Source organism: Rubripirellula lacrimiformis (genome assembly GCF_007741535.1).
Classification (GTDB): Bacteria; Planctomycetota; Planctomycetia; order Pirellulales; family Pirellulaceae; genus Rubripirellula; species Rubripirellula lacrimiformis.
This window is the reverse complement of the sequence record NZ_CP036525.1, coordinates 5,111,244-5,135,276: the sequence shown is the minus strand read 5'-3', so window position 1 is coordinate 5,135,276 and position 24,033 is coordinate 5,111,244. Positions and strand designations below refer to the sequence as shown.

Below are 24,033 nucleotides of genomic sequence, written 5' to 3'. Positions count from 1 at the left end.
TCTTCGGTTCGTCTATATTGACTCTGCTCCATCCCTCGCGTTTTGTACGGACGTTGTTCATGTTGCGATCCCCTCGGCTGCTTGCCTGTCTGCTTTGTGTCGTCGTCAATTGCGTCAGTGCGTCTGCTCAAATCTCACCGGACGATTCACTCAAATCGTTGCATCCTGCCGAAGGATTGGACGTTTCTCTGTGGGCCAGCGAGCCGATGGTCAGGAACCCAACGGCCATGGAAATCGATTCGCGCGGTCGCGTTTGGATTGCTGAAGGCCTGAACTACCGCATGAAACAGAGACAGTTTGATTCGATGGGCCGAGTCGAGGGTGCGGATCAAATCAAGATCCTTAGCGACACCGATGGAGACGGGAAAGCCGACAAGGTGACCGTGTTCGCTGACAACATCTTTCCGGTTCCGTTGGGTCTGGCCGTGGAGGAGATCTGGAAGGATGGCGTTCAAACGGGAACCCGGGTTTACACGGGCAATTCACCGGACTTTCTGGTTTTGGAAGATACCGATGGGGACGACAAAGCGGATCACCGATACGCTCTGCTGACGGGTTTTCGCGGCGTCGACAGCGACCACGGATTGCATGGGATGACGTTTGGCCCCGACGGCAAACTTTACTTTACCGTAGGCGATGCCCGTTATGGAGCGGATAAGCGGAAATCAGGTGACCCCACGTTGGATGTGCTCGATCAATCCGGCCGACGTGTGACGTCGACGAACGTTGGCGCGACGCTACGAGTCAACCGCGACGGAACCGAATTGCAGATCCTGTCGTCGGGGCATCGCAACAACTACGAAGCTGCGGTTGATTCATTCGGAAACGTGTTTGGCAGCGACAATGACGATGACGGCAATCGTGGTTGCCGGATGTACTGGGTGATGGCCGGTGGCGAGTATGGATATCAGCATCCCGATTCGTCGCGACACTGGGCCGAAGAATTGCCTGGGATCATTCCCAAGTTGGTCGGCACTGGAAACGGTGCTCCCAGCGGGCTGATCGTTTACGAAGGAAACCTTTTGCCGGAACAGTACTACGGTGCGGTGTTGCAAGTTGACTCGGGGACCCATCAAGTCAATTTGCACCGGATCGTACGCTTCGGAGCCGGTTTCCGATCGGACTATGGCGTGCTGCTAAAAGGTGATGACGACTGGTTCCGCCCCGTCGACGTCTCCGTTGCCGCAGATGGATCGCTGTTCGTGTGTGATTGGTACGATGCCGGGGTCGGTGGTAACCGGTTTTCGGATCAAACGACCGGGCGTATTTATCGTGTCGGCGCGGTGACCGCAGAGCAGAACGCGTTGACATTCGACGGGAACAATGCGATCGAAGCCCTGCAGTCACCCAACCCAGTGGCACGACTGGCCGCACGTGACCAACTCCTGCGACAAGGTGCGGATTCTCGGAGCGAATTGCTGTGGTTGTTTCAGGACGCAAACCCCGTTGTCCGTGCGCGAGCTCTTCACGTCCTGCATGCACTCCCGACCACCGGCGATGCGGATGTGGCAGAAGCTCTGCTGGATCCGAACCCGCGAATTCGCGAAATGGCAGTCGGCTTGCTCAGTTTATCGGACCAACACAATCCGTCGGATCAGGACCTCGACAAAATCATGGCCCTCGTCGACGACACGGATGCCGGCGTGCGGCGAGCATTATTGCTGGCGATTTCGAATCAGCCCACCGAAGGGATCAACGTCGCGTTGCAAGAGCTAGCCGCTGCATGGGACGGGCGTGACCGGCTTTATCTGGAAGCACTCCGGGGGGCGTTGATTGTTCGCGAACCTGATTTCCTACAAGATCTCTTCAACCGCTTGGTGAACACCGCGATTGAAGATGGGTGGGACGAGCAACCGATCGCAGTGCCTCCGTTTTACCCCGTCGGTACCAATGATGCGTTCCTTCGGCCTCAGGATGAACTGCCGCCCTCGAATGCGGCGTCACGCGTGCTTGGCTTAGCGTGGGTGCTTCAGCGGAGTGAAACGTTGCCGGCGATCGAGCGTCTGCTATCGCACAACCATTCACCGTCGGTCGAACAAGCTGCCTCGCTCGCTTTGGTTGGGATTTCAGACCCGGCAGCTGGTCGCTTGCTGATCAAACGATTTTTCGCCGCTGGAGTCGCAGACGACGGCAAGCTCGACATCGTCCGGCAACTTGGTCGCGGTCTTTCCGGCGACTGGAACCAGCTTGTCGACGATGAATCGTTGCGGAAGGTATTCATGGTTGCATTGAAATCACCCGTGTTGCAGGTTCCCGCGATCGAGTCGTTGGCACGCGCGAAAATGAAGGGATTTGCAGAACCACTGATGGACATTGCCGCCGACGATTCCCAGCAGGCGATCGTCCGTGTTGCAGCATTGACGTCACTTGGGAAAATGACGCACAAGCCTGTTGCTGAGTTGGCTGCCGAGTTGGTCGGTAGTTCCAAGGGGAGTTCGAGCGGTGGCCAGATCGCATTGGCCGGGCTAGAGGCGATCAGCTTGGTTGGCGACGAGTCTGCACAATCCGCTCTGCTGAATGTCCTGCTAGATAACAACATGCCACTCGACGCAAGACGCAAATCTTTGCAGCTTGTCGCCACCACTTCGCGGGGAGCCGACGCGGTCTTGTCGCTGCAGAAACAGTCCGAAATTGCCGCGGACTTGGAAAGCGAAATGTCGTTCCTGTTGCACAATCACTCCGATGGCCGAATTCGCCACCTGGCTGAGCAGCAACTGCCAGCGACTTCGGGAATCGACAGCAAGAAGATTCACAATGTGCAAGCGGTGTTGGCGTTGCACGGCAACGCGGGACGAGGTCGCGAACTGTTTACCAATCACAAAGACGCCGCTTGCGCACGATGCCACCGCGTCACGGGGGAAGGATCGTTGGTCGGTCCCGATCTGGCGTCCGTCGGGATGAAGTACGGTGAACGTGAACTCCTGTACCACATCCAATACCCAAGTGGAGCGATCAATTACAACTTTGTTGCGACCAGCTTTCTATTCATCGACGGACGCATCCAAAACGGATTGGTACTCGATCGCCAAGACGGAAAAATTACCCTGGGAATCGCCACCGGCCAGCAGATCACGATCGAGGAAGATGACGTTGAAGAGGAACGCCCGCAATCGGTTTCGCTGATGCCCGAAGGCCTGGTCGCAAACTTCACCGAGCAGCAACTCTGCGACTTGGTCGAGTACCTGCGAACGCTCCGCCACGGCGACGCAGTCCAACAATGAGATCGGCGAACGCATCGTAGCGGAACTCGTCAAGAGTTTCGGGATTACTGGTAGCGGAACTCGTCAAGAGTTTCGGAATTGCGAGAGAGAGGGACGAAAGTCTTGACGACTTCCGCTACCGGTGCATGGGAACAATGTTCTTCATCGCTTGCATCAAACATACTGAAATCGATCCGATTCGAGTACGATTCCCATGTTCAACTCCGATGGGATTGTCGAATCGGTAACCCTATCAAAGTGCCCAGCGAAACTGGTCTCTGCAAAACAAGAAAGATCACGATGATCCACATTCATGATTCCTGTCGGTCTGCGTTCGCTCGGAAGCATTCATTGTGCCGAAGCGAAATTCAACAACGGGATGCTGTCCGCTGCTTCGTGTTCATGGCCGTGTTTTTGGTTGCTGCGTGTACTGGTGCCCAAGTGCGTGCAGCGGATGCGGCGCCCAGTGCTAGTCATTCAGGTGATTTGGCGGCAGCGGCGGAAGCCGTGCAACGCATTTCCGCACATCGTGGCTCTAGCCATGATCGCCCCGAAAACACCATCTCAGCGATCGAAAGAGCGATTGAAGCCGGAGCAACGGCCGTCGAGATCGACGTTCGCACGTCGCGAGATGGCAAGTTGGTGATCATGCACGATGCGAAGGTGGACCGGACGACCAGTGGCAGCGGTCGCGTCAACGATCTGACCTGGGCCGAACTGGCAGCGTTGGACGCTGGAACTTGGTTTGGTGCGGAGTACCATTCGCAGCGAGTGCTGTCACTGGATCAAGCACTTCAAGTTTGCCGTGGACGGATCGCTGTTCAATTGGACCTGAAGGAAGAAGGCGTGGTGTTTGCGGATCGAATCGTCGCGGCCTTGAGAGCCCATGGCGAGCCTGCACGTACGATCTCGGCAGTGCGAACCGTGGAACAATCGCGGCAACTCAAAGAACGCTTGCCCGAAATGAAGACGCTGATCTTTCTGCGTCAAAAGAAGCAGGTGGATGCCTTTTTGGCGGCAAACCTGGACTACTTGCGACCTCAAATTGACTGGATTGAAGAGGACCCAACACTGCTGAGAAGGATTCGCGAGACGGGAGCAAAGATTCATTTCGATGCGACCACAGGGACACCAGAGATCGTTCTGCCGCTGCTGAAATATCATCCTGAATCCTTGTTGTGCGACGATCCTGGGCAACTGGTCAAAACGCTTGATCAGCTGCGGGCGAAGAATCAACCCGGGAACCGTAACGCCCAAGAATGATTCGCACTTACGGATCGTGCGATAGCAATGTGTCGGGACTGCCGTAGTAGGATTCGCTAGAATTCCCTGCCCGATGCTAGCCCAGCGCCGACCCGACGGTCAGGAGTTCTGGCGAATCCCAGGACGACGCAGATTGGATGTTTCCAATTGGTCCATTCGAACAGCGGAGGCACCGTTGGGCGAGTTGAAATCGCGACAACAACAACAGCAACGACAACGCGGAACTCGCGGCCAGTTCAGTCACTGCATTGAAAGTCACCCCATGAAACCTACCCTGACACTCTCCACTGCCCTGCTTCTGACGCAAGCGATCGCGATCTGCTGCGTCACGTCTGTCACGGCAAAGTCGCCCATCGCGGCGCCCGCCAAGGTACAGCTGACGGGACCGTGGACCGTTTCGGTAACCGTGCCGGGGCAGCAATCGGATTCCGCCGAGCTGAAGATTCCTGGTCCTGAAATCTTCACGGTCACGCACGAAAAGTTCGATCGGCTTCCCGATTTCGACGCCAAGACGACATCGGGCTGGCGAAAGGGTGCTCGGCTCAAGGGAGTCATCGCAGCGGAATGCACCGTCGAAGGCTTGCTCGATCCCACCAGCGTCGTCGTTCGATCCGGTCCGGAACCTGCGGCCAAGACATTCCAAAAAGGGATCGACTACGAGGCTGACCTCGTCTCCGGCACGATCGGTCGGTTGCCAGAGGGAGCAATCGCACCCGACCAACCGGTGTACATCGACTACCAACACACAAAACAACGCATTGATTCGATTGTGATCGATGGCAATGACCGGATCGTGCTCAAGACAGGTACGCCGCATGCTGCCATGCCCGAACCGCCGACTTTGGATGCGGGCCAGACCCGGCTGGCGAACGTCTATCTTCCCGCCCGCATGGATGCCTTGAGTGCGGACCAAATCTTCCCGATCTTGGAAACCTCCTATCCTGAAACGCCAGCGAGCGGTTCATCGGTTGCGGAAAGGCTGTTGCCCGAGTCTTTGAAGAAGCTGCAGTCCGGAGAACCGCTGGAAATCCTGGCCTGGGGTGACAGCGTATCGACCTTCAATCGCTACCAAACGATGTTTGTGGAGAGTCTGAAATCACGTTATCCGAACGCGAATATTGAATTGGTCACGGAGGCTTGGGGCGGACGGAATACCGGTAGCTATCTGAGCGAGCCGCCGGGCAGCGAACACAACTATCAAGACAAGGTGTTGAACCGGAAGCCCGATTTGATCGTGTCTGAATTCGTCAACGATGCCGGTCTTTCGGAACCGCAAGTGGATCTGCGTTATGGGAAGATCCTGGCCGACTTCCGCAAGATAGGTGCCGAGTGGATTATCCTGACCCCACACTATGTCCGTCCGAGCTGGATGGGATTTTCGAGCCAACGGAACATTGATGACGATCCCCGCGCTTACGTCAAAGGCGTTCGTGCTTTTGCGAAACAGAACCAGATCGCGGTCGCCGAAGGATCCCTTCGCTACGGTCGGCTATGGCGACAGGGCATTCCCTACATCACCCTGATGGAAAACAACATCAATCATCCCAACGTCAACGGTCACAGGATCTTTGCCGACAGTCTGATCGCATTATTCCCGAAGTCCGAGTGAAGCAAGGCGGGCGAGTCGGATCGGATCGAAACGCTATTGCTTGAGATGCTTGTCGAGCCACGAGAGTGCTTCGGCTTGGATCTCCGCATCGTAACAGTGCGGCTTTTCAGGGGCGTATTCACGAAAACGTTCGGGGCATCCAGCCCAAGTATAGGCGGCTTTGATTTGGCGTGCGGCGTCTCGTTGGCCGCTGGGGGGAAACAGGCGGTCCTTGGTTCCGCTGACGACCATCACCGCCTTGGGGGCGGCCATGGCGATCAAGTCGGGAATGTCGATGCGGTTCCAAACGCCCGGAAGCAGACAGAACGTTCCAACAGCACCCGACAAATTGTAGATTTGCTGGGAATCACCCGTCGTCATCCAACCGACCGAAACGGCGGCTTTGATTCGAGGGTCCAGCGCCGTCAATAGATTGGTTCGCCAACCACCGCCTGACAAACCGGTGCAACCGATGCGTTCGGGGTCCACTTCGGGACGCGACAGCAAATAGTCAATGCATCGCCGGTCGTCACCGTAGTTGACGCCCGCCCAGGTCGTGCCTGCCCAGTTCAATTCTCGGACTCCTGTGTACAACTGGTCGCGGACGATGCTGTCGTAGCGATTCAGGGTTTCGGGATCGAGCGTCGCCGGGTCGTAGCTGTCCGGTAATCCACCGAGGCTGCGCGGTGCTCGACGTCCGAAATGGTAGGCATCGATGACGACCACGGCATAACCTTGTGCGGCGTACCAGTCGGCAATGGCTCGTCCGCTGGTATAGCGATCGCGATGTTCAACAATCGCCTCATGGATCGGTTCTCCCGAGACACGGTCAGCTCCGAACAGCATCGGGCCACCCCACTCGTGAAAGATGACCAAAGCGGGAGCAGGCAAAGGAACATTCTTGGGAGTGTAAAAATAGCCTGGCACGCGAAACCAGGGGGCCGTATTGAATTCAATCGTCTCGCGAACAAAATCATCGGTTTCCCACTTCGCAGTGGTAGTCGCCTTCAGATCAAGCTTCCCCGCATCGTAGTGCAGTCCGTGGTCCAACACGGCACGGGCCTGTTGGGCCCAGTTTTCATAGTTGCTGCCTGGATGTTCGGATCGCCATAATTCAGAGTTGAGGTCAAGCGGCCGCTGGGCCCGCATCGCTTGAATGACCGGCTCCAGAGATCCGTATTGGGAGAGAGGTGCCCTGCCGAGTTGCTCCGCGGCCACCAGCGGTCTTGGAACGTCCAGTACCGCAGGCGCGTGAAGCGGGCCCGATTCCTGGGCCATCGATATCGATGGAATCAATAGCAGTCCCACAAACACCAACTGTGCTATGCAAGGATTCTTCGAAAGTAAAATTTGCATTGATCTTGTCCCATTTTTGCGGTGGGGAAATGGCGAGGCAACAAAGGGGACGGCGACGGGCAATTTTTTGCGTCCATTCCAATGAATACTTGGCGCTTGTTCAGAAGTGGTAAGTGTATTCGAACCTACGTAAACGTAGTTGCTTCGGCGGATCGCGTCCAAAATGAACGCCACGCAAACCATCGATGTTGGCCAACGGGATCAGGGCTGTGCAGCGGCGTCTGTCCTGGCCCTAGCGAAGCAACCCAGTGGCCGGATCATCCGTGATAAGATGGTTGACTTCGGACTGGCTTTGGCTTGAACGCTCCATTCGTATCCCCAGAGAGTTTCAGATGAAGAGTTTTGTGATCGTCGCGATTTCTTGCTGGCTCGGCGTTGCATCGACCACCATCTTTGCTGATGACCTGATGCTGCGGGTTGAGCAAGAGGACGACGTTTACACCTATGTGAATGCCGACAATGGTGCCGGGCCGCTGTGGTGCTCGGGTTCGACCAGCATCGTCCGCAGTGGAGGTCGCGTCTTTGTCGCTGGATTGGAGACGATTCCCGATGCCAAACGGCTCAACAATTGTCGTTGGATGCTGTTCACTCGAGACGCCGATCGCTGGCAACAAGTTCGTGTCGATCCGACGGGGCGGACGCGTGAACCATCGCCACTGGCAGCCTCTGCGGATGGGCGAGTTTTTCTGTCAGTCAATCCGACGTTGGACCCCACGGCCTACTCCGGACCGGCGCTGCCCGATGTGTTGCGGTTCGACGCGGAAGACCCCACGTCTGAACCCACTTCCCTGACGCCGAAGTGGCAAGGCACGCCGGCCTTTTCGGAGCATTCCTATCGCAGTTTTGCGGCCGACGGCGAGGCGGGGGAATTGGTTTTGCTGCAAAATATCGGCTACACGCACGCTGAATGGACCTTCCGTGACAGCAGCGGTAAGTGGAGCGCCCAAGGGCAACTGAAATGGCCCTGGGGCGATCAGTACCAGAAACCTCAGCCGATCCGAGTCTGCTATCCCAACGTTGCGATGCGTGACCGCGCCGTCCACTTTTTCGGCGTCAGCGATATTGTTGAACCCAACCCCGGCTTTCGCAAATTCAAGCGGGATTTGACCGGCCAGGAATGGGACTACGATTTCCGCCGACTGTTTTACACCTGGACCTCCGACATCACCGAAGAGCCGTTTCATGAATGGATCGAGATTGCCAGTCGCGAAGCGACCTGCGGCCGCGTGGCTCCTTGTGATCTTTGGTTGGCACCTGGCGGGGAGGTGCACCTGTTGTGGACCGAACGCGCGATTGACACGCGACTGCGTGAAAAATTCTTTCCGGATGCAAAGCAGAGCGAGACGCTGAATCACGCCGTGATCCACGACGGCAAGGTGACCCACCGCCAATCAATCCAGAGGAAAGACGAGGGGAAACCTGGGCTTGTCGGCTACGCGGCCCGGTTCCATGTCACTCCTGATCATCGGCTATTCGTGGTGCATCAAGCGTCGGGTACAGATCAAGACGGTACGCAAGTGTCCGAGAACCGGATTGTCGAGATGCTGCCGGATGGGACCGTCGGCCCCGCGACACGGATTCCATTGGACAGACCCTTCACCAATTTCTTCACTACCACCGTGCGTGCCGGTTCGCCTGAATCGTGGGCAATCGAGCTGCTTGGCCCGCGTCAGGGTACGCCAATGACGATGAGCTATGCGCGAATCCGTTTGATGGACCCACCGAGCGAGTGAGCGCTCTTCGCTCTCGGGCGATAGCCCCGGTTCTGGAACCCTGGCGCTCTTCGTCGGTAACCGGGGCTATCGCGCAAACGGCGCAATGAACTGGAGGTCGGAGACTGGTTGGCAAAAAGGTGTCAGGTTGGCAAAAAGGTGTCAGGACTCTTTAAACGGACGATCGCTAGATCGAAGTCGGGAACGTTTGTGTTTGCTGTGAGACGAATGCAGTCGGAAGACGCGATTTACTCGCTGTCGGTTGTTAGCCGCTCGAAATCGGCTTCCTGGAAGTCGGCCACCTCGCTGAGCCAGCGCTGCTGTACGAAATTCACGTGCGCAGGGTGCTGGCAGTAGGCGAGGTATTCACCGTTCGTTTGGAATTGCATTGCAATGCCGTACGTGTGTGGATTCTTTGAATTCGTTTGCCGACGGATTCGAAAGTGCTGCACCCCAGGAATCGCGGCGAGTTCCGACGCGGCTTTCAGAAACTCCGCTTCCTTGGGCGATCCCAAATCGTGAATCAGCCGGAAGGTCACTGTGTGTTCGATCTCGCACATTGTCGTCGTCATCGCGTCAGCTCGTCGTGTAATTTCAGGGATGTGTGTTGTCTCTGTGAGACTGTTCGGGACGTGGTCGAATTCAAGCTTGCATACTTTCGTTCGAATTGATCATGAAACGCAAAAGTTCAGTGCGTGTAATTGCTCGGCCGGCCGAACCAAACTTGTCGCCCGCCAGCATCGGAGCCCCACGCGCCTACTTTAAATCACGAAGAAAGCAAAAGGGCTCTCATTTCGATCCATCGGGGGTTGGACGAGCGTCCTTGTCTGTCGGTTCTGGAAGCTCCAGAACCATGACGGCCGTGTCAGGGGCCTTTCCAGAATAGTAAGAGACGTAGTGGGTGTCCCCGATCATGGTGGCATTGGCATTGCCGGAATCCCATGCAAGCGGACTGCCGGTGGTAACGGCCTGCGAAGCGGGCCAGTCAAGCGGATGGTCGAAGACGACGTCCGGATGAACGACTCGACGCCGAAGGATTCCCCGGGCACGTTCGTAGTAATAGTTACTCAGCAAACCGGTTTCCGTGTCGAGGATTAGGCTGGGGGTCGAGGCATAGATATCACCGATGTTGGTTTGCTGTCGCGTCCATGTCGCGCCGTTGTCGGTTGAAACCACTTGGAATTGAGCTGGTCCGTTTTCCGTTCGCGCGACCGCAAGGATCTTGCCATCGCCGAGGTAAACAGCGGACGGTTCGGTGGGCCAGTCGGCTTTCATCAGTCCAGATTCGATGGGAGTCTGCGTCCAGGTGGCACCGTCGTCGTGGCTGGTCATCATGCCCCAGGAATGAACCGCTTTGTCACTGTAGTTTCCGGCGAACCATAAGGCCATCAACCCGACGTCGGGGACTGCGAAGACGTCGGTAATTTGCATGGGTTGGACGGCCAGTTTCGGTGTTGCGACGAGCGTAAAGGTCACACCATCGGTGGTGCGGTAGAGGTCGTGGTTCCGCTCTTTTCCAACGCGGCGCACCCACAGCAGCATTGCACCCGTGGAATCCAGGCCTTTCCCGACCGTGACTTCGCCGTAGCCAGGTGTGTTCGCGACGACCGTTTCCGCCGTCCACGTTTTTCCGCCGTCGGTGGAGGTCCTCGCATACACGGCGCGAGCGTCCTCACCGATCGAATGTGCTGAGCCTCGGCTATAGGTGCAGACCAGCTTATCGCCGATGGCCTGAGTCATCGGCCAAGAGTTGTAGCCGCTGACGTCCTGCACGGTATGAGCCTCTGCTAACGAGCTCAGCGGCGTCACCTTCACGACCGCCAAACCGGTGGGGCGGGTGAACGTGTCACCGGGCAGGCCGGGTTCCCGTTGAATCCGTACCGTTAGGGGCGCGTTGGGAACCACTTCGTAGTAGGACTCTAGAACGATCGTGCGGGAATGAAGCGGACCGGCGGGCAGCGGCGTTCGCACGGGTTTGCCCAAAGCGTAACGCTCTGTGAACGGGGCATCCTGCACCATTTGCGATAAGTGAACGCGATAGACATCTTCCAAGTCCTTGTTCGTTCCCGGGTCCGTTGACGTCACCACGATTTCGACCTGCACCGCGACGCAATCGTCGGGAAGACCGTTTACAATGCCAGCGACAGATTGGCGCACGGTGCCACCGGATAGAGACCACACGGGAATGTGCGTGGAGCCGCTGGACATCATGACGAGCGAAGGTTTCCCCGTTGCGATCGACAGATCATTGGCGGTCAGATACAGCGGAGACGCGGCCCTTTGGCTGGTGATTGGCTGTTTGACAGTTGTTGAGCCTTGGTCCACGGCGGAAGCAAGTTGATCGCCGGACAGAATCGACAGGACCAGGATCAGCGGGACGATGGGTGCACGCTGGAAAGCAGTGAATGATTTCATGGCAAGTTACCAAGGGTGACGCGAACGATCACTGGAAACCAGTGACGCAGTCGAGTGACGAATCGCTCGGAAACGTGTCCAACCGGCGATTCAAATACGCAAGGGCTGCGGTGCACTCAAGACATGCGGGTGGGAGGGTGGATTGTAGTTCATCGGCGGCCTGAACGTTGGCTCAACAAGGCCACACGATATCAGGCGATCGCCGCCCCCCTTCTTGCCTCGCCCTGAGCTTTCTTTTGCCAATCCGACCAAATCGCAGCGACAACGAACAGAAAACTGACTCTCCATTTGAATGACCTAAGAATCGAATCGATGCAACAAACAACTTACCTGGGAATCCTTCTTTCGGTTGTCTTGCTGACGCCGTGTGCGGCAGAGAATTTGCAACTGCGACGAGACGCTGTCGAATGCACGCCGCGTGCTGGGCTGCCAAACTTTCTGGCGAAAGTCGACGCGGGCAAGTCAGTCAAAGTTGCCTATCTGGGCGGAAGCATTACTGCGGCCGAGGGTTGGCGGGTGCAGTCGCTCGATTGGTTCCAAGAGAAGTACCGGACGGCAACCTTCGAGGAAATCAACGCGGCCATTGGTGGGACCGGGTCCGACCTGGGCGTGTTCCGCTTGAATAATGACGTGCTGCGACACCATCCTGACTTGATGTTTGTCGAGTTTGCCGTCAATGACGGTGGTACATCGCCCGAACAGATTCACAAGGCAATGGAAGGGATCGTGCGGCAAACATGGAAGGCAGACCCAGCGATCGATATTTGTTTTGTTTACACGCTGAGCCACCCCATGTTGGGCGATCTTCGCGATGGAAAAATGCCGCGTGCAGCCAATGCGATGGAAGACCTGGCCGACCACTACCAAATTCCTTCGATCCACTTCGGAGTCAAAGTGGTCGACATGGAATCCAAGGGAGAGCTGATCTTCAAGGCAGAGAAGCCAGCCAATGCCGCCGAGGCGAAACCGATCGTTTTTTCGACCGATGGCGTTCATCCTCATATCGAAACGGGACATCGGCTGTATACCGAGACGATCGCGCGGTCCTGGCCCGCGATCGTCAACGCCAGCAGAGAACCACAACCGCACGAGCGAATCGAGCCTTTGCGACAGGACAATTGGGAACACGCCAAGCAAGTTCCGATCACGGCAGACATGTTGCATGGCAATTGGATGAAACAGTCCAGCACCGAAGGTTTGGGCAAGCGATTTGGCAAATACCTGCCCGACTTGTATCGGGCGATGGAACCGGGCGCAAAGGTCGAATTCACATTGCAGGGGACTGCCGCATCGGTGTTCGAATTGATCGGTCCCGACGGCTGTGAACTCGAAGTGCAGGTCGATGATCGCCAACCCACGACCCAAAATAGCATCGATGGATACTGCACTTATCATCGGCTGGCCAGATTGGTGATTGCCTCGGACTTGGATCCAGGTCTCCACCGAGTCGCGGTCACCGTCACACACCGCAAGCTGGACAAACGAGAGATTCTGTTTGAAAAGAACCGCGAGTTCTTTGATTCGCATGCTGATCGATTCGATGATCAAACCTGGTACATCGGATCGCTATTGGTGATCGGCGACGTCGTGGCCGGAGATGCGGCGAAGTAGATGCGGCGAAGTAGATGCGGCGAAGTAGATGCGGTGTCAGGTTGTTGTTGGTTTGCAGTGAGCCGGCGATTGGGTTGATGCTGCGATTGCTGGATCGGCGTCACTTCGCTCCTTGATCCGGCCTACACTGCTGCTATCGACACGGTGGCCGCTATCGCATTTCGCGTGACTTCTTTTGAGCACGCTGTTTGTCGCGGAATCGCTTTTTACGTTTCTGGTCTTTCAGTTTTGCGTTCTCTTCTTTTTCAGCGACAGCGGCGGCGGTGGCGGCGCGTTCGCGTTCCATGACGCTGGGCGATTCGAGAGTCAGCAGTCCTAGGCCACCGGATCGCATCTCGGTGACCAAAATACGGGAAGCTCGGTCGATATCGACTTGGTTGTTTTTGCCCAAACAACCACGGCGGCGTCCGATCGCTTCGATGGCTTCCATTTCGGACTTGGGCAATTCATCCAAGTCAAATCGGTCCATCAATCGATCAGGGTATTCGGCGATCAGGAATCGAGCGCCAAAGAAACCGACATCAGCGTAGTCCATGGCGGTTTCTTTGATGGAACCGATCAAGGCCAGCCGATAGCCGCTGTTCACGTTGTGCACGTTCGGCCACATCACGCCGGGGGTATCCAACAAGGTGACGCCGTCACCGATGGCAACCCGTTGTTGCTGCTTGGTGACCGCAGGCGTGTTCCCTGTCTTGGCGACTTTCTTACCCGCCAACAAATTGATGATCGTCGACTTTCCGACGTTGGGGATGCCAACGATCATTGTATTGACCGCTCGCCCAGCTCGCTCGGGAACCATCTTTGCGGCCACCGATTTTAGGATCCGGATCGACGGCACGTCTTCGGTGGTAACGGCACGGGCGCGGACGCCAGCGGTTCGTTCCAAGTAGGCTTGCCAGGCGTCGGTCATCACCGGGTCAGCCAGGTCGCTCTTGGCCAGCACCTTCAGGCAGGGCTTGTCTCCTCGGATTTCGGCCAGCATTGGGTTTTCGCTGGAATATGGAATCCGAGCGTCCAAGACTTCGATCACCACATGCACTTTGGGCAACGCCGCCTCGATCTCGAGCCGGGCTTTGTGCATGTGGCCCGGGAACCATTGGATTGGCATGTTGATGATCAGCAGCAAGGGGGAACGTTGGCAGCAATAACGGTAAGGTTAATCGCCAGCGGCCCGATCGCACAGGCGCAAAGCAAAGTAGGCCGGATCCAGGAGCGGAGCGACGCAGATCCGGCAATCGCAGCGTCACCCCAATAGCGGTCCCGGCGCCAGCAGCCAGCTGACGGAATCGAACCTACGCCGCAATCGTCAGCCGTTTCCACGCTATCGGCCTGCTGATTTCCCAACCCGACGCGTAAGCGAGGGATCCGAATCCGCCACTCGTTAGCGCACCTGGTTGTAATCCCAACGCAACTTTCTCGACAACGACTAAGTCAGCAGGCCGCTCGCCTCGGTTCCGTCACTGAAGAACCGGGGCTATCGCCGAAGCGGCACGTATTCTTGAAACGACTTATGCGTGTTCGACTTCGACCACGGACCCCTTGGGTTGGTGGATGCCGATCAGCAGTTCATTGAACCAGGGGGTGTTGGTGTCGAAGGGCTTTCCACCTTTGATTCGTTCGAACTCGATCGCACGAAGCTCGTTGCCTTGGTCTTCGTCTTCGCCGATCACTCCACCATCGCCGGCCAGTGCGCAGTGGACCGCTTTGGTGGCACATCGTTTGATCAGTTCGATGTCTTCTTCGTTCGCACGGGCGGCGCGGCTGTAGTAGCCGCTCTTCTGAATCAAAGTCTTTTCTGCACCGATCATCTCGGCGAACTGTTTCCCGAACCATTTTCCGGGGTTCACGGCGTCTAGTTTGTAGTGGCCAAAAGCGTCTCGCGGCACGTCTTCGCCACGCGATTCCATTTCTTGGACGATGGTGTCAACTCCGGCACCTTCGGAAATGAAGATGTTCACACAATCGATCTCGTCCATGATGCTGCGAAGTCGACTGGCTTCCTGTTCCAGATCAAAGTGCATTTCGGGAATGTAGACGCCGTGGATCTCTTTGCGTTCGCGGCTGAGTCCCGTTTCGGGCAGGAAGTCCAGTGCGTTGAGGCGTTGTCGGTATTTGTCGGCCGTCGCGGCGGTCAACCAGCCACAGTTGCGACCCATGACTTCGTGCACGATCAGCATACGTGGGTTGGCGTTGTGTTCGGCGACCACATTTTCAAAGAAACGCGCACCTTGTTCGGCGGCAGTCCAAGCCCCCAAGCTTTGTTTGATCGGAACAACGTCGTTGTCAATCGTTTTGGGCAAACCAACGACGGTTAACGAATAGTCGTGCTTGGCTAGGTACGCGGCCAAATCCGCGGCGGTGGTGTTCGTGTCGTCGCCACCGATCGTGTGCAGCACATCGACATGGTCCGTCTGCAGTTGTTCGGCCGCGACTTGCAACGGATCTTGGCCTTCGCGAACCAGCCCGCGAGCCACGCAGTCGTCGACATTGGTCAGCTTGACACGGCTGTTTCCGATGGGGCTGCCACCGTGTTGGTGTAGCACCGCAGCTTTTTCGCGGACGGTCGGGGTGACGACAAAGCTATCGCCAAGCAGCAACCCTTTGTAACCCGAGCGATAGCAGATGATTTCCACGTCCGGGGCAATCTGCGAATAGGATTCGATCAGAGCGCCGATGGCGGACGACAAGCATGGGGCAAGGCCGCCGGCGGTAAGAAGTCCGACTCGTTGGATCGACATGTTTAGGTTCCCAAACTGCAAGTGTGAATAGTTGCGACGCTGTGTGGATCGATTCTGTGCTGATCGATTGCTGTGACGGCCTTCGTTCCGGCGTCGAATGCACCTAAGCTGCGGGCATTCGCTGCATCGCGATCTGGCGTCAGATGTATTGACGATAATCGCGATCGGGGCCGCCCCGCAACGGTCGCCTCTGGTCCACGCAGGCCGCCCCGCGGCAACATATTCGGGGGGGATGATGGTCACTTGGAAGTGCAAGGGAAGAATCTGCTTCGGGATCATCCAGCAACGGACGCCACGTCGCCGCAATCGTCGGTTCCTGCGGCCAGCCACAGGATTCCAGGCACCGAACCGTGGACGCGTTTTTTGCCGGAAAATTTCGGTCCTGAGGATCGTTTCGGGCGGTCTGATTTTTCCTGGGCTTCGGTTAGACTAGCCGGCATGAACAAGCGACTCACCAAAATCAGCAAGTACATGGCCTTCATCCTGCGCCACGAGCCCCAATCGATCGGGATCCAACTGGACGAAAGCGGATTCGTCGAGATCGATCTGCTGGTGCGAAATGCAAACGCCACGGGCAAATCGATCACGGCCGATCAAGTGCGCCAGGTCGTGGCAGCACACGAAGGCAAAATGTTTGCGATCAGCGAAGATGGAACACGCGTTCGCGCCTGTTGAATTGCCCACACGATCTGTGCCAGTCACCTGAATAGGAAAGTGGGCGGCAGCCCCGGATGCGATGGGTCTACAAACGATCTCGGTTCCTGATTCGATCAAACAGTTACCCTACGGCGACAATGCCGAACGGTTGATCGATCTGGCCAACGAGCGGATTGAAGCGTTCATGTTGATGGACGGATCGGTGATTGAGAATTTCGTCACCTGCGATTTTCACCTCGTCGATCAAGCGATCGGGTGGATGATCGACAACCACCTGGCAACCGGCAACCAGTTCTGTGAACTTGGCAGCGGGTTTGGCGCGGTCGCCATGTTGGCGTCGCTGCGTGGGATGGATTCGATCGGTATCGAGATCGAGTCGCGATTGGTCGAGCAGTCCGTTCGCTTAGCGGATGACTTCGGCGTCGATGTCGAATTCTATTGCGATAGCTTTGTGCCACGCGACGTTGACGGTCTGGACGAATGGACGACCGAGGTCAGCAACGTCGACACCGAAGCCAGCGATGTGTATGACGAAATTGGGGCCGACCTGGATGACTTTGATGTCTTCTTTGCATTTCCTTGGCCCGGGGAGCATGGGTTTTTCGAAGCGGTGTTCGAAGCCCGAGCGGCCGTCGGCGCTCTGTTGATGACTTACCGTGGTCGCGACGGCATTCATTTGATCCGAAAGATCTAGCGCAGCGGCTGAATTTGTCAGCCGAATGTACCGGTCGTGCGGGTGATAGGCTGGTTGACGATCGATTCGGTTAGCGAATCTTTCCAACTTAGGTTGGCTTTGCGCCCGACGGGCAATCAAGAGGTAGGTTTCAAGGTGTCTTCCATCGATTGATCTATCAAGGCGACTGCTATGATTCGCACCTCTTCTATTATTGCTTTTTCCGCACTGGCTCTGTTCGTCCTGGCCACCTCGGCCTTGGACGCGTCGGCTCAATCCTTCGGCAGCCGTCTGCAGAGCGGTTCTGGATTCGGCATCAGCATCGGCAGCGGCAGCAGCTATGGCAGCGGATACAGCCTACGCGGCAACCCGACCTACAATCGACCGTCAGATCGCGGCGGTTTTGGGTACGGCGGCAACGGCAGCTTCGGGTACCCCGGTGCGTACCCATCCAACGGATTTGGCACTCTTTACGATCCCTATGCTCGCGGCAGCTTCGTGGCGCCCGACTTGATGAAGGATCCGTACTTCCAATACCAGCACAAGTTCGACAGCCGATATCCTGGCCGCTATTCGTCTGGACGTCCTGCATTCGATACGGCATCGCCAGCACGATCGACCTACCATTCCCATGGTCATGGATCGGCATCCGCGGACCATTTTAGGAACGGGCACACGTCGCAGGCACCGATCTATGATGCCGACGGTTTCTCCGTCCACGCCCGATCGACTCAGACGCAAGGGCATGTCCACTCGGATCAGAGCCATGCCGGCGCGGTGCACTCGGATCGAGGACATACCGGCGCGGTGCACTCGGATCGAGGTCAGGCTGGCCGCGGACGTACAAGTCGCGGGAGATAACGTCGGCTAACTTTTCGGCATGCCGTCGATTGATTCAACTTTGCAAGTGGGATCATGAGCCGCTGGGCGTCATGCCACGGGCGTCCAGAAACATTCGTCCGCCGACACACGCTCGAAGCACAAATTCGATCACCCGATGGCGTCCTTCGCACCGAACATGCGTTGACCTTTACGCGGATCGTTTGCGAGCGTTTTTGGGGTGGAAAGGGCTTCGTCTTGGTTCGTCACCGGCTTCATGGATGCTTGGTTGAGTTGGCTGATTTTTCGCCAACAGTTTTCGTTCTTCCAGGAACCGCCGAGTCACCGTCAGTAGAGAATCGCGGAATCGGTGTGCGTCCTGGCCCTCTTCGATCCAAGCACGAACTTCGATTCGTTGCGACCGTTGACCGATGCAAACCAGCGTCGCTTGCGGTGCTGGGGTCAGCAGAACGTCGTCTTGTTCTAGCACTAACTCGTAGAGCAGCCGACAGATGTCGGCAGGTCGTTCGTCGCGAGTGACGGCGACTTCGATGGGGATCACGTTCAATCGCCCGGCTCCCATCCAATTGACCACTTCTTCGCTGACGAAGTTCTTGTTGGGGATGATGACTTCGCGGCCTTCGTCGTCCGACAACACGGTCGTACGCAGCTTCTGTGCCGCGATCCGCCCGGTGACTTTGCCGACCGAGATGAAATCGCCAAGGCGAGCCGGTTTTTCGAACAACACGATCAGCCCGCCGAACAGGTTGCGGACCATGTCTTGCAATCCGAATCCCAACCCGATCGTCAAACCGACAGCCAACCACTGGATCGTTTGCCAGCGGATGCCGACCAGGTTGCTGGCTACAAGGCAGCCGACGCCAAACAACAGAAACCGGCCCAGCACCAACGAAAAGTGTTCCATGCCTTCATCAAACGATACCCGTTGCAGAACCAAGGCATCGAATAGGGCCGGCAATAGTTTGGCCAATTGAAAAGCCACAAACAGAGTCGCCGCTGCCAACAACAGGTGCAGCGCCGTGATCGGAGTTTCTTCGGTGATCGAATGCGTGGTGGTTTGGCCGGTGGCATCCAGTGCGGACTGAGTGACCGTGTCCTGGATCGTCCAGACGACGGGATTCCCCATGCGTGCATTCGGGAAAACGTCGATCCACAGCCATGCGAAACACACTACCGCTAGCACGACTAGTGTGCATTGGCACAGAAACGCCAAGTGATGCTTCAGTTCCAAAAAGTGCTCGCCCAAGGCACCGGTGACGTGCGCTTCGTCCTGCGATGGGATCGTTCCGTACTCGTCTTTCGAAGGCGACTTGGGGCCGGCACCGGTCAGTGCGTGCCAGGCGCGAGCGGACAGTATTTTGACACCTGGCCATAGCGTCGCCGCGGTCAGCATGCAGGCCATCGATATGATCGCTCGCATGATCAATTCGTTCGCAGTGAATCCGTACCCAAGCGTCGAGAGTCCAATCATTGCCAGCGGGAATCCGATCCCGGCAAGATAGATCAGGACGCGAACCCGGTGGATCACAGCGCCCCCGAACTTGGCGATCATCGGTTCTAGGAACCCACCGGTCGGTCGCAGGGCTAAGTGGAATGTCCAGGTGACCAGCATCATCGTTGCGATGAATGCGAAACGCGTCAGTGATCCTCGCCACATTCCGTGATCAATCAGCCCGGTCAACGTGATCAAATAGGCGGACAAAACCAAACCGAATCCGATCACCGACAAGTAGGTCGACGCTCGTTCGCGACGTGGCAGTTCGACGGCGACGTGTTTGTGGATGTAACCCAAATTTCGCAGCAATTGGCGTGGGATTTCAATGAACCAGGCCACCAGGGCGGCGGCATAGATGGCGGTCGATGCGTTCAGCGTGGACTCGGAAACGATTCCACTGCCCAGCCAATAAGCGATTGCATACAGTTGTCCCGGAATCGCGATGGCGACCAAGATGGTGAGGATTCCTGCGACTAGTTTGCGAGTGCTGTCCGACGCGTCCTCCAATCGTTTTCTAGCACCGATGCTGACCAACCATGATTTGGCACGCCAACGGGCAAAGAAAATCAAGATGAACGACAGCATCAGCCCCAATCCGGCGATCGGATTGTCGTTCCACTTGCGCCCAAACGAAAACCCAAAAGCTTCGCTGCGACGCGAATCGAACAGCGCCGATAGTCCACCTTTGATTTTCGAAAGGTCCGAAAACCCGAGTGGTTCGTCACTGCGAATCCAAGTGATGTGTCGGTTGATCAGCGTTTGATATTCGGCGGTCAGCTGCGCCGCGGCCGTGGTCGCCGAATCCAGTTCGCCAAGTTTTTGCTGATAGTCCTGATATCCCTGGCGAAGCGAATTGACCCAGTGATAGCGTTGACGAAGCAGATCCTGGACATCGCCGAGCAACAATTGGCGGCTGGCGTGGGTGGGATCTAGCCCGGCTTGTTTTAGGATTTCTTCCGATTCGATCGCTGGATCCGATCCGTCGTAGCGGACCATCTCGATTTCCAGCTGTCTTTGGCGTGATCGGCTGAGTTCACCGCCGGCAAGCAACGTCATGGAATCATTGACCCGCCATTGGGCCAGTTGGTCCTTCTTGTGCCTCAACAACATGCCGACGGTTGGCGTCAGACCGTAGTGAGTGATCTTGGCGGTGACATCGTCGAAATCGCGGCTGGTCGAATCCAGGTCGTTCTGAGCATCGGTGACTCGCGTGGCCAGTTCGCCATAGGTCGTGGCAAGTTCTGCCCACTGGTCTGCGAAAGCAGCGTTTTGGTCAGCGACGTCGGCCGCAATCGGAGAGGCCGTCTGTGCGTATTGGCGGAACCGGTTCGCTGATTCCCTTGCCGCTTGAATCATGGAGATGCGGTACGGCGACAGATAGTTTTCCGGCTGCCGATCGTATTCCAGGCCGCGATTGATTGGGTAACGCGATCGTGCCGGAAGAATTCGGTTGCTGATCAGTTGTGCGTCGGCTTCGTCCATGGAATCGGCATCCCGCCGGAACGCATTGTTGTGGCGAAATGGCGATTCGCCATCATCCGCTTGGCTCTTGGACTGGTCGTTCGCGGTGGATGCGGTCCGCGGCTGCAGTGTGGGGATCTGCATCCGGGAATCTGTCGATTTCGTTGACGTCGTTTGCGAGCTGGAACCGTGTTGGGGCAACGACGAAGAGGACGTGTTCGTCGTGGTCCCCGATGAAGTGTGGTTGGTCGCCGGGTAGCTGGTGCTTGGGTAACTGTTGCTGGGGTAACTGCTAGTGGGATAGCTGGAACCGGTGATCACGGTTGGCGACGATTCGATGATCACGCTTTGGCCGCTGACGTAGCCCGACGAAGGATAGGAATTCGTGGGATACGACGAACTGGGATACGAAGTGACCGGATACGACGAGCTGGGATACGACTGGCTGGGATACGACGAGCTGGGATACGACGAGCTGGGATACGACGAGCTGGGATAGACCGTCGACGAATAGGGGGCCGAATAGGTGATGTTCTGGGCGGTTGCCGTCACAGCGCACGTCGACGCCGCGATCGCAGCCATCATCAACCAGGTCCAAACCGGACAGGCTGCGGCACGCGGATATCCGGCGAAATGCAGATTTCCGCCCAAACGCGGCATCAGGCAATCGCGTGGGGACGTCGAATGGTTGGGACGAGTCATCATCGACCGCGGCATGAAGGGGTGTTGAAAAGTGGGGGCAAGACGAATGACGACCCGAAAAAAACGTCGAAACGGCAATCGGGATACTTACCCATACGAAAATCCACCCTTTGGCTCCACACCGATCGTGTTTCATGGGGCAATTTGCGGCGACTAGCAGATCTTCGCTGGTGGCTGGCCCTGGTGGTCCAGGCCCTCGGTGACGGGCGTCTGCGGAACTTCGGCGGCAAAGTTTTTTGCTCGCTGGTCGAAGATTTTCATTTTCTTAGATACGATGGCTTTCCAGCGGACATTTCACCGGCTGTCTCGATGAAGTGCATTTCCCCCCAAGCTTCCCAGCCCACCTCGGTTTTCGCCCCCCCCGACTTCATGACCAATCCCGTTCCAAGCCAGCGAACCGATGACCAGCGTACCGACGACCTGCGGATCGGTGCCATCAAGGACCTGTTGCCACCTCGTCAACTGATCGACGAAATTCCCGTCGAATCGGACGTCGCCAAGACGGTTTTAGAAGGCCGGCGCGGAATCCAGGACGTGCTGCACTACCGTGATGACCGGATGGTGGTCGTCGTCGGTCCGTGTTCGATCCATGATCCCGACGCGGCGCGTGAGTACGCGGAATTGTTGGCAGCCCAGCAACAGAAGCATGCGGCGGACCTGTTGATCGTGATGCGAGTCTATTTCGAAAAGCCTCGGACCACGGTCGGCTGGAAAGGGTTGATCAACGATCCCGGGCTGGATGACAGTTTCGAGATCAATCGAGGGCTTCGGACCGCTCGCGGACTGCTGCGAGACATCAATGCGTTGGGCCTGCCGACGGGGACCGAGTTTTTGGATCTGATTTCACCTCAATACGTGGCGGATCTGGTTTCCTGGGGCGCGATCGGTGCACGGACGACCGAAAGCCAGGGGCACCGCGAATTGGCGTCGGGTTTGTCCTGCCCGGTCGGATTCAAGAACGGTACCAGCGGGAATGTCCAGATTGCCGTCGATGCGATCTGCAGCGCCAGCCGGCCGCACCATTTTCTGTCGGTCACCAAAGACGGGACCTCGGCCATCTTTGCGACCTCAGGCAACGAAGACTGTCACGTGATCATGCGAGGCGGAATTCACACCAACTACGACGCGGCCAGTATCGACATGGCATCGGCGGCTCTTGAAAAAGCCAAGCTGTCGCCGCGGATCATGGTCGATTGTTCGCATGCCAATAGCCGCAAAATTTTTAAACGCCAACGCTACGTTTGTCGTGACGTGTGCAGCCAAGTCGCCGACGGTGACAAGCGAGTGATGGGGGTCATGATCGAGAGCAATTTGATCGAAGGAAACCAAAAACTGAGCAGCGATCCACTTCAACGTGGCGTCAGCGTCACGGATTCCTGTATCGGTTGGGACGACACGATCGGAATCTTGGATGATCTGGCCAAAGCGGTGCGGGATCGACGCGGCTAAATCGCTGGTCTGGGAAGTGTTGCAGGGCCGGCGCCGGTGATCGGGCACGCCGGTGATCGGGCGCGGCGGTGATCGGGCGCGGCGGTGGCACGAATTTGATTGCATCTCTTTCGCGGAAGCCTTACTCTGAATCCCAGAGGCGTGGTTCCTTGGGTTCCCCCAAGCGGGGTGGGGCCACGCGCGGTTTGACGCGTGCACCGCTTGTCGGCGGTGACGTGCAAGGTCCTTCGGAGTTAGCAATGCGTATTTCACTTTCCATTGTGTTGGTGTTCTTGGCTGCGATGCCATCTGTGGCGGGCGACCTGTTGCCCAGCAAACCTCCGGCACCCTGGAAACCGGTGGATCGGCAACAAGTCGATCATCTGAACCAGGGGGCGAACTGCGAAGCGTGGATGAACTCCGAGAACGGTGATGTTCTGATCGCTTCGCTTCATCCCGGTGTGGAAGACGAAAACACGGGGGCGCTAGAATCGGTGACCGAAGCCGCCAAGTCGTCGCTGTTGGAATGGTTGTCGGCAGAGGACCAGGACGTGAAGTGCGTCGAACTGGGCTCTCGAAATTCATCGCTACCGAGAGGGCGTACCAAAAACGCTAGAACTGGCTCCGTAGGGCAAGACATGACTAAGCAGCCGGTCGTTCTAGCCACGTTCGTCGTCGAAGCCAAATCAGGGAATCGCATGGCCAACAGTGTCTCGTTCACCCGAGACGGCCAGACTCATCTGATCCAGCACGTGTCCAAGCGGCCGATCACCAATACGCTGCCGATGCATTTGGCGCACTGGGCGATGCGTCCGAGCAAGTAGAATGCAATCTCGCGATCACCATCGCATCTGGCATCCAGCCAATGTTGGCTGATTCGACAATCTGTCAATC

At 57.1% G+C, this 24,033-nt stretch carries 16 protein-coding genes; 10 read left to right on the top strand and 6 right to left on the bottom strand.

Annotated elements, in window-relative coordinates:
* The first annotated feature begins 59 nt into the window (after positions 1–59).
* From K227x_RS18105 to K227x_RS18095, 3 genes are all read left to right on the top strand, one after another.
* Positions 60–3,221, top strand: coding sequence for a PVC-type heme-binding CxxCH protein (locus K227x_RS18105; RefSeq protein ID WP_145171681.1), 3,162 nt, complete (start codon positions 60–62; stop codon positions 3,219–3,221).
* 279 nt (positions 3,222–3,500) lie between these two features.
* Complete coding sequence (locus K227x_RS18100; RefSeq protein ID WP_145171679.1) at positions 3,501–4,463, top strand: glycerophosphodiester phosphodiesterase; 963 nt, start codon at positions 3,501–3,503, stop codon at positions 4,461–4,463.
* A gap of 262 nt (positions 4,464–4,725) precedes the next feature.
* Positions 4,726–6,072, top strand: a complete 1,347-nt coding sequence (locus tag K227x_RS18095; protein ID WP_145171677.1) for an SGNH/GDSL hydrolase family protein — start codon at positions 4,726–4,728, stop codon at positions 6,070–6,072.
* A gap of 33 nt (positions 6,073–6,105) precedes the next feature.
* Here the strand turns inward: K227x_RS18095 and K227x_RS18090 are convergent, their stop codons facing one another.
* Positions 6,106–7,407, bottom strand: a complete 1,302-nt coding sequence (locus tag K227x_RS18090) for a dienelactone hydrolase family protein (protein WP_218933343.1) — start codon at positions 7,405–7,407, stop codon at positions 6,106–6,108.
* 332 nt (positions 7,408–7,739) lie between these two features.
* On the opposite strand from K227x_RS18090, the gene K227x_RS18085 reads away from it, so the two are divergent.
* On the top strand, positions 7,740–9,140 hold the full coding sequence (locus K227x_RS18085; protein WP_145171674.1) for a hypothetical protein: 1,401 nt from the start codon (positions 7,740–7,742) through the stop codon (positions 9,138–9,140).
* Positions 9,141–9,367: 227 nt separating this feature from the next.
* On the opposite strand, the gene K227x_RS18080 is transcribed toward K227x_RS18085, so the two are convergent.
* Positions 9,368–9,691, bottom strand: a complete 324-nt coding sequence (locus tag K227x_RS18080) for a Dabb family protein (RefSeq protein ID WP_218933342.1) — start codon at positions 9,689–9,691, stop codon at positions 9,368–9,370.
* 217 nt (positions 9,692–9,908) lie between these two features.
* The gene (locus tag K227x_RS18075) at positions 9,909–11,534 is read right to left on the bottom strand and encodes a sialidase family protein (RefSeq protein ID WP_145171672.1); all 1,626 of its coding nucleotides are present in this window, start codon (positions 11,532–11,534) and stop codon (positions 9,909–9,911) included.
* Between the two features lie 312 nt (positions 11,535–11,846).
* On the opposite strand from K227x_RS18075, the gene K227x_RS18070 reads away from it, so the two are divergent.
* Positions 11,847–13,145 (top strand): SGNH/GDSL hydrolase family protein, encoded by a 1,299-nt coding sequence (locus tag K227x_RS18070; RefSeq protein ID WP_145171670.1) that lies wholly within the window; start codon positions 11,847–11,849, stop codon positions 13,143–13,145.
* 151 nt (positions 13,146–13,296) lie between these two features.
* On the opposite strand, the gene ylqF is transcribed toward K227x_RS18070, so the two are convergent.
* Together ylqF and K227x_RS18060 are read right to left on the bottom strand one after the other, a co-directional pair.
* On the bottom strand, positions 13,297–14,253 hold the full coding sequence (gene ylqF / locus K227x_RS18065; RefSeq protein ID WP_145171668.1) for a ribosome biogenesis GTPase YlqF: 957 nt from the start codon (positions 14,251–14,253) through the stop codon (positions 13,297–13,299).
* Between the two features lie 400 nt (positions 14,254–14,653).
* Entirely contained in the window at positions 14,654–15,883 is a 1,230-nt protein-coding gene (locus K227x_RS18060) for a pyrophosphate--fructose-6-phosphate 1-phosphotransferase (protein ID WP_145171666.1), read from the bottom strand.
* Between the two features lie 438 nt (positions 15,884–16,321).
* Between K227x_RS18060 and K227x_RS18055 the strand changes: the two genes are divergently transcribed.
* From K227x_RS18055 to K227x_RS18045, 3 genes are all read left to right on the top strand, one after another.
* Positions 16,322–16,558 carry an RNA 2'-phosphotransferase gene (locus K227x_RS18055; protein WP_145171664.1) on the top strand — a complete coding sequence of 79 codons (237 nt, stop codon included), beginning with the start codon at positions 16,322–16,324 and terminating at the stop codon, positions 16,556–16,558.
* Positions 16,559–16,619: 61 nt separating this feature from the next.
* Complete coding sequence (locus tag K227x_RS18050) at positions 16,620–17,234, top strand: hypothetical protein (protein ID WP_145171662.1); 615 nt, start codon at positions 16,620–16,622, stop codon at positions 17,232–17,234.
* A gap of 171 nt (positions 17,235–17,405) precedes the next feature.
* A complete protein-coding gene (locus K227x_RS18045; protein ID WP_145171660.1) occupies positions 17,406–18,074 on the top strand; it encodes a hypothetical protein in 669 nt (222 codons plus the stop codon).
* Positions 18,075–18,243: 169 nt separating this feature from the next.
* Here K227x_RS18045 and K227x_RS18040 read toward each other — a convergent pair whose 3' ends face one another.
* On the bottom strand, positions 18,244–21,726 hold the full coding sequence (locus K227x_RS18040; protein WP_246145899.1) for a mechanosensitive ion channel domain-containing protein: 3,483 nt from the start codon (positions 21,724–21,726) through the stop codon (positions 18,244–18,246).
* Positions 21,727–22,080: 354 nt separating this feature from the next.
* On the opposite strand from K227x_RS18040, the gene K227x_RS18035 reads away from it, so the two are divergent.
* Complete coding sequence (locus K227x_RS18035) at positions 22,081–23,160, top strand: 3-deoxy-7-phosphoheptulonate synthase (protein ID WP_145171658.1); 1,080 nt, start codon at positions 22,081–22,083, stop codon at positions 23,158–23,160.
* Between the two features lie 239 nt (positions 23,161–23,399).
* Positions 23,400–23,963 (top strand): hypothetical protein, encoded by a 564-nt coding sequence (locus tag K227x_RS18030; RefSeq protein ID WP_145171656.1) that lies wholly within the window; start codon positions 23,400–23,402, stop codon positions 23,961–23,963.
* Positions 23,964–24,033: the final 70 nt, after the last annotated feature.

What these genes read in the sequence shown, in the direction of transcription:
- K227x_RS18105 (WP_145171681.1), top strand. Translation starts at nt 60, where the DNA reads ATGTTGCGATCCCCTCGGCTGCTTGCCTGTCTGCTTTGTGTCGTCGTC.
- K227x_RS18035 (WP_145171658.1), top strand. Translation starts at nt 22,081, where the DNA reads ATGACCAATCCCGTTCCAAGCCAGCGAACCGATGACCAGCGTACCGAC.
- K227x_RS18070 (WP_145171670.1), top strand. Translation starts at nt 11,847, where the DNA reads ATGCAACAAACAACTTACCTGGGAATCCTTCTTTCGGTTGTCTTGCTG.
- K227x_RS18095 (WP_145171677.1), top strand. Translation starts at nt 4,726, where the DNA reads ATGAAACCTACCCTGACACTCTCCACTGCCCTGCTTCTGACGCAAGCG.
- K227x_RS18080 (WP_218933342.1), bottom strand. Translation starts at nt 9,691, where the DNA reads ATGACGACGACAATGTGCGAGATCGAACACACAGTGACCTTCCGGCTG.
- K227x_RS18040 (WP_246145899.1), bottom strand. Translation starts at nt 21,726, where the DNA reads ATGCCGCGGTCGATGATGACTCGTCCCAACCATTCGACGTCCCCACGC.
- K227x_RS18100 (WP_145171679.1), top strand. Translation starts at nt 3,501, where the DNA reads ATGATCCACATTCATGATTCCTGTCGGTCTGCGTTCGCTCGGAAGCAT.
- K227x_RS18085 (WP_145171674.1), top strand. Translation starts at nt 7,740, where the DNA reads ATGAAGAGTTTTGTGATCGTCGCGATTTCTTGCTGGCTCGGCGTTGCA.
- K227x_RS18030 (WP_145171656.1), top strand. Translation starts at nt 23,400, where the DNA reads ATGCGTATTTCACTTTCCATTGTGTTGGTGTTCTTGGCTGCGATGCCA.
- K227x_RS18060 (WP_145171666.1), bottom strand. Translation starts at nt 15,883, where the DNA reads ATGTCGATCCAACGAGTCGGACTTCTTACCGCCGGCGGCCTTGCCCCA.
- K227x_RS18090 (WP_218933343.1), bottom strand. Translation starts at nt 7,407, where the DNA reads ATGCAAATTTTACTTTCGAAGAATCCTTGCATAGCACAGTTGGTGTTT.
- ylqF (WP_145171668.1), bottom strand. Translation starts at nt 14,253, where the DNA reads ATGCCAATCCAATGGTTCCCGGGCCACATGCACAAAGCCCGGCTCGAG.
- K227x_RS18075 (WP_145171672.1), bottom strand. Translation starts at nt 11,534, where the DNA reads ATGAAATCATTCACTGCTTTCCAGCGTGCACCCATCGTCCCGCTGATC.
- K227x_RS18050 (WP_145171662.1), top strand. Translation starts at nt 16,620, where the DNA reads ATGGGTCTACAAACGATCTCGGTTCCTGATTCGATCAAACAGTTACCC.
- K227x_RS18055 (WP_145171664.1), top strand. Translation starts at nt 16,322, where the DNA reads ATGAACAAGCGACTCACCAAAATCAGCAAGTACATGGCCTTCATCCTG.
- K227x_RS18045 (WP_145171660.1), top strand. Translation starts at nt 17,406, where the DNA reads ATGATTCGCACCTCTTCTATTATTGCTTTTTCCGCACTGGCTCTGTTC.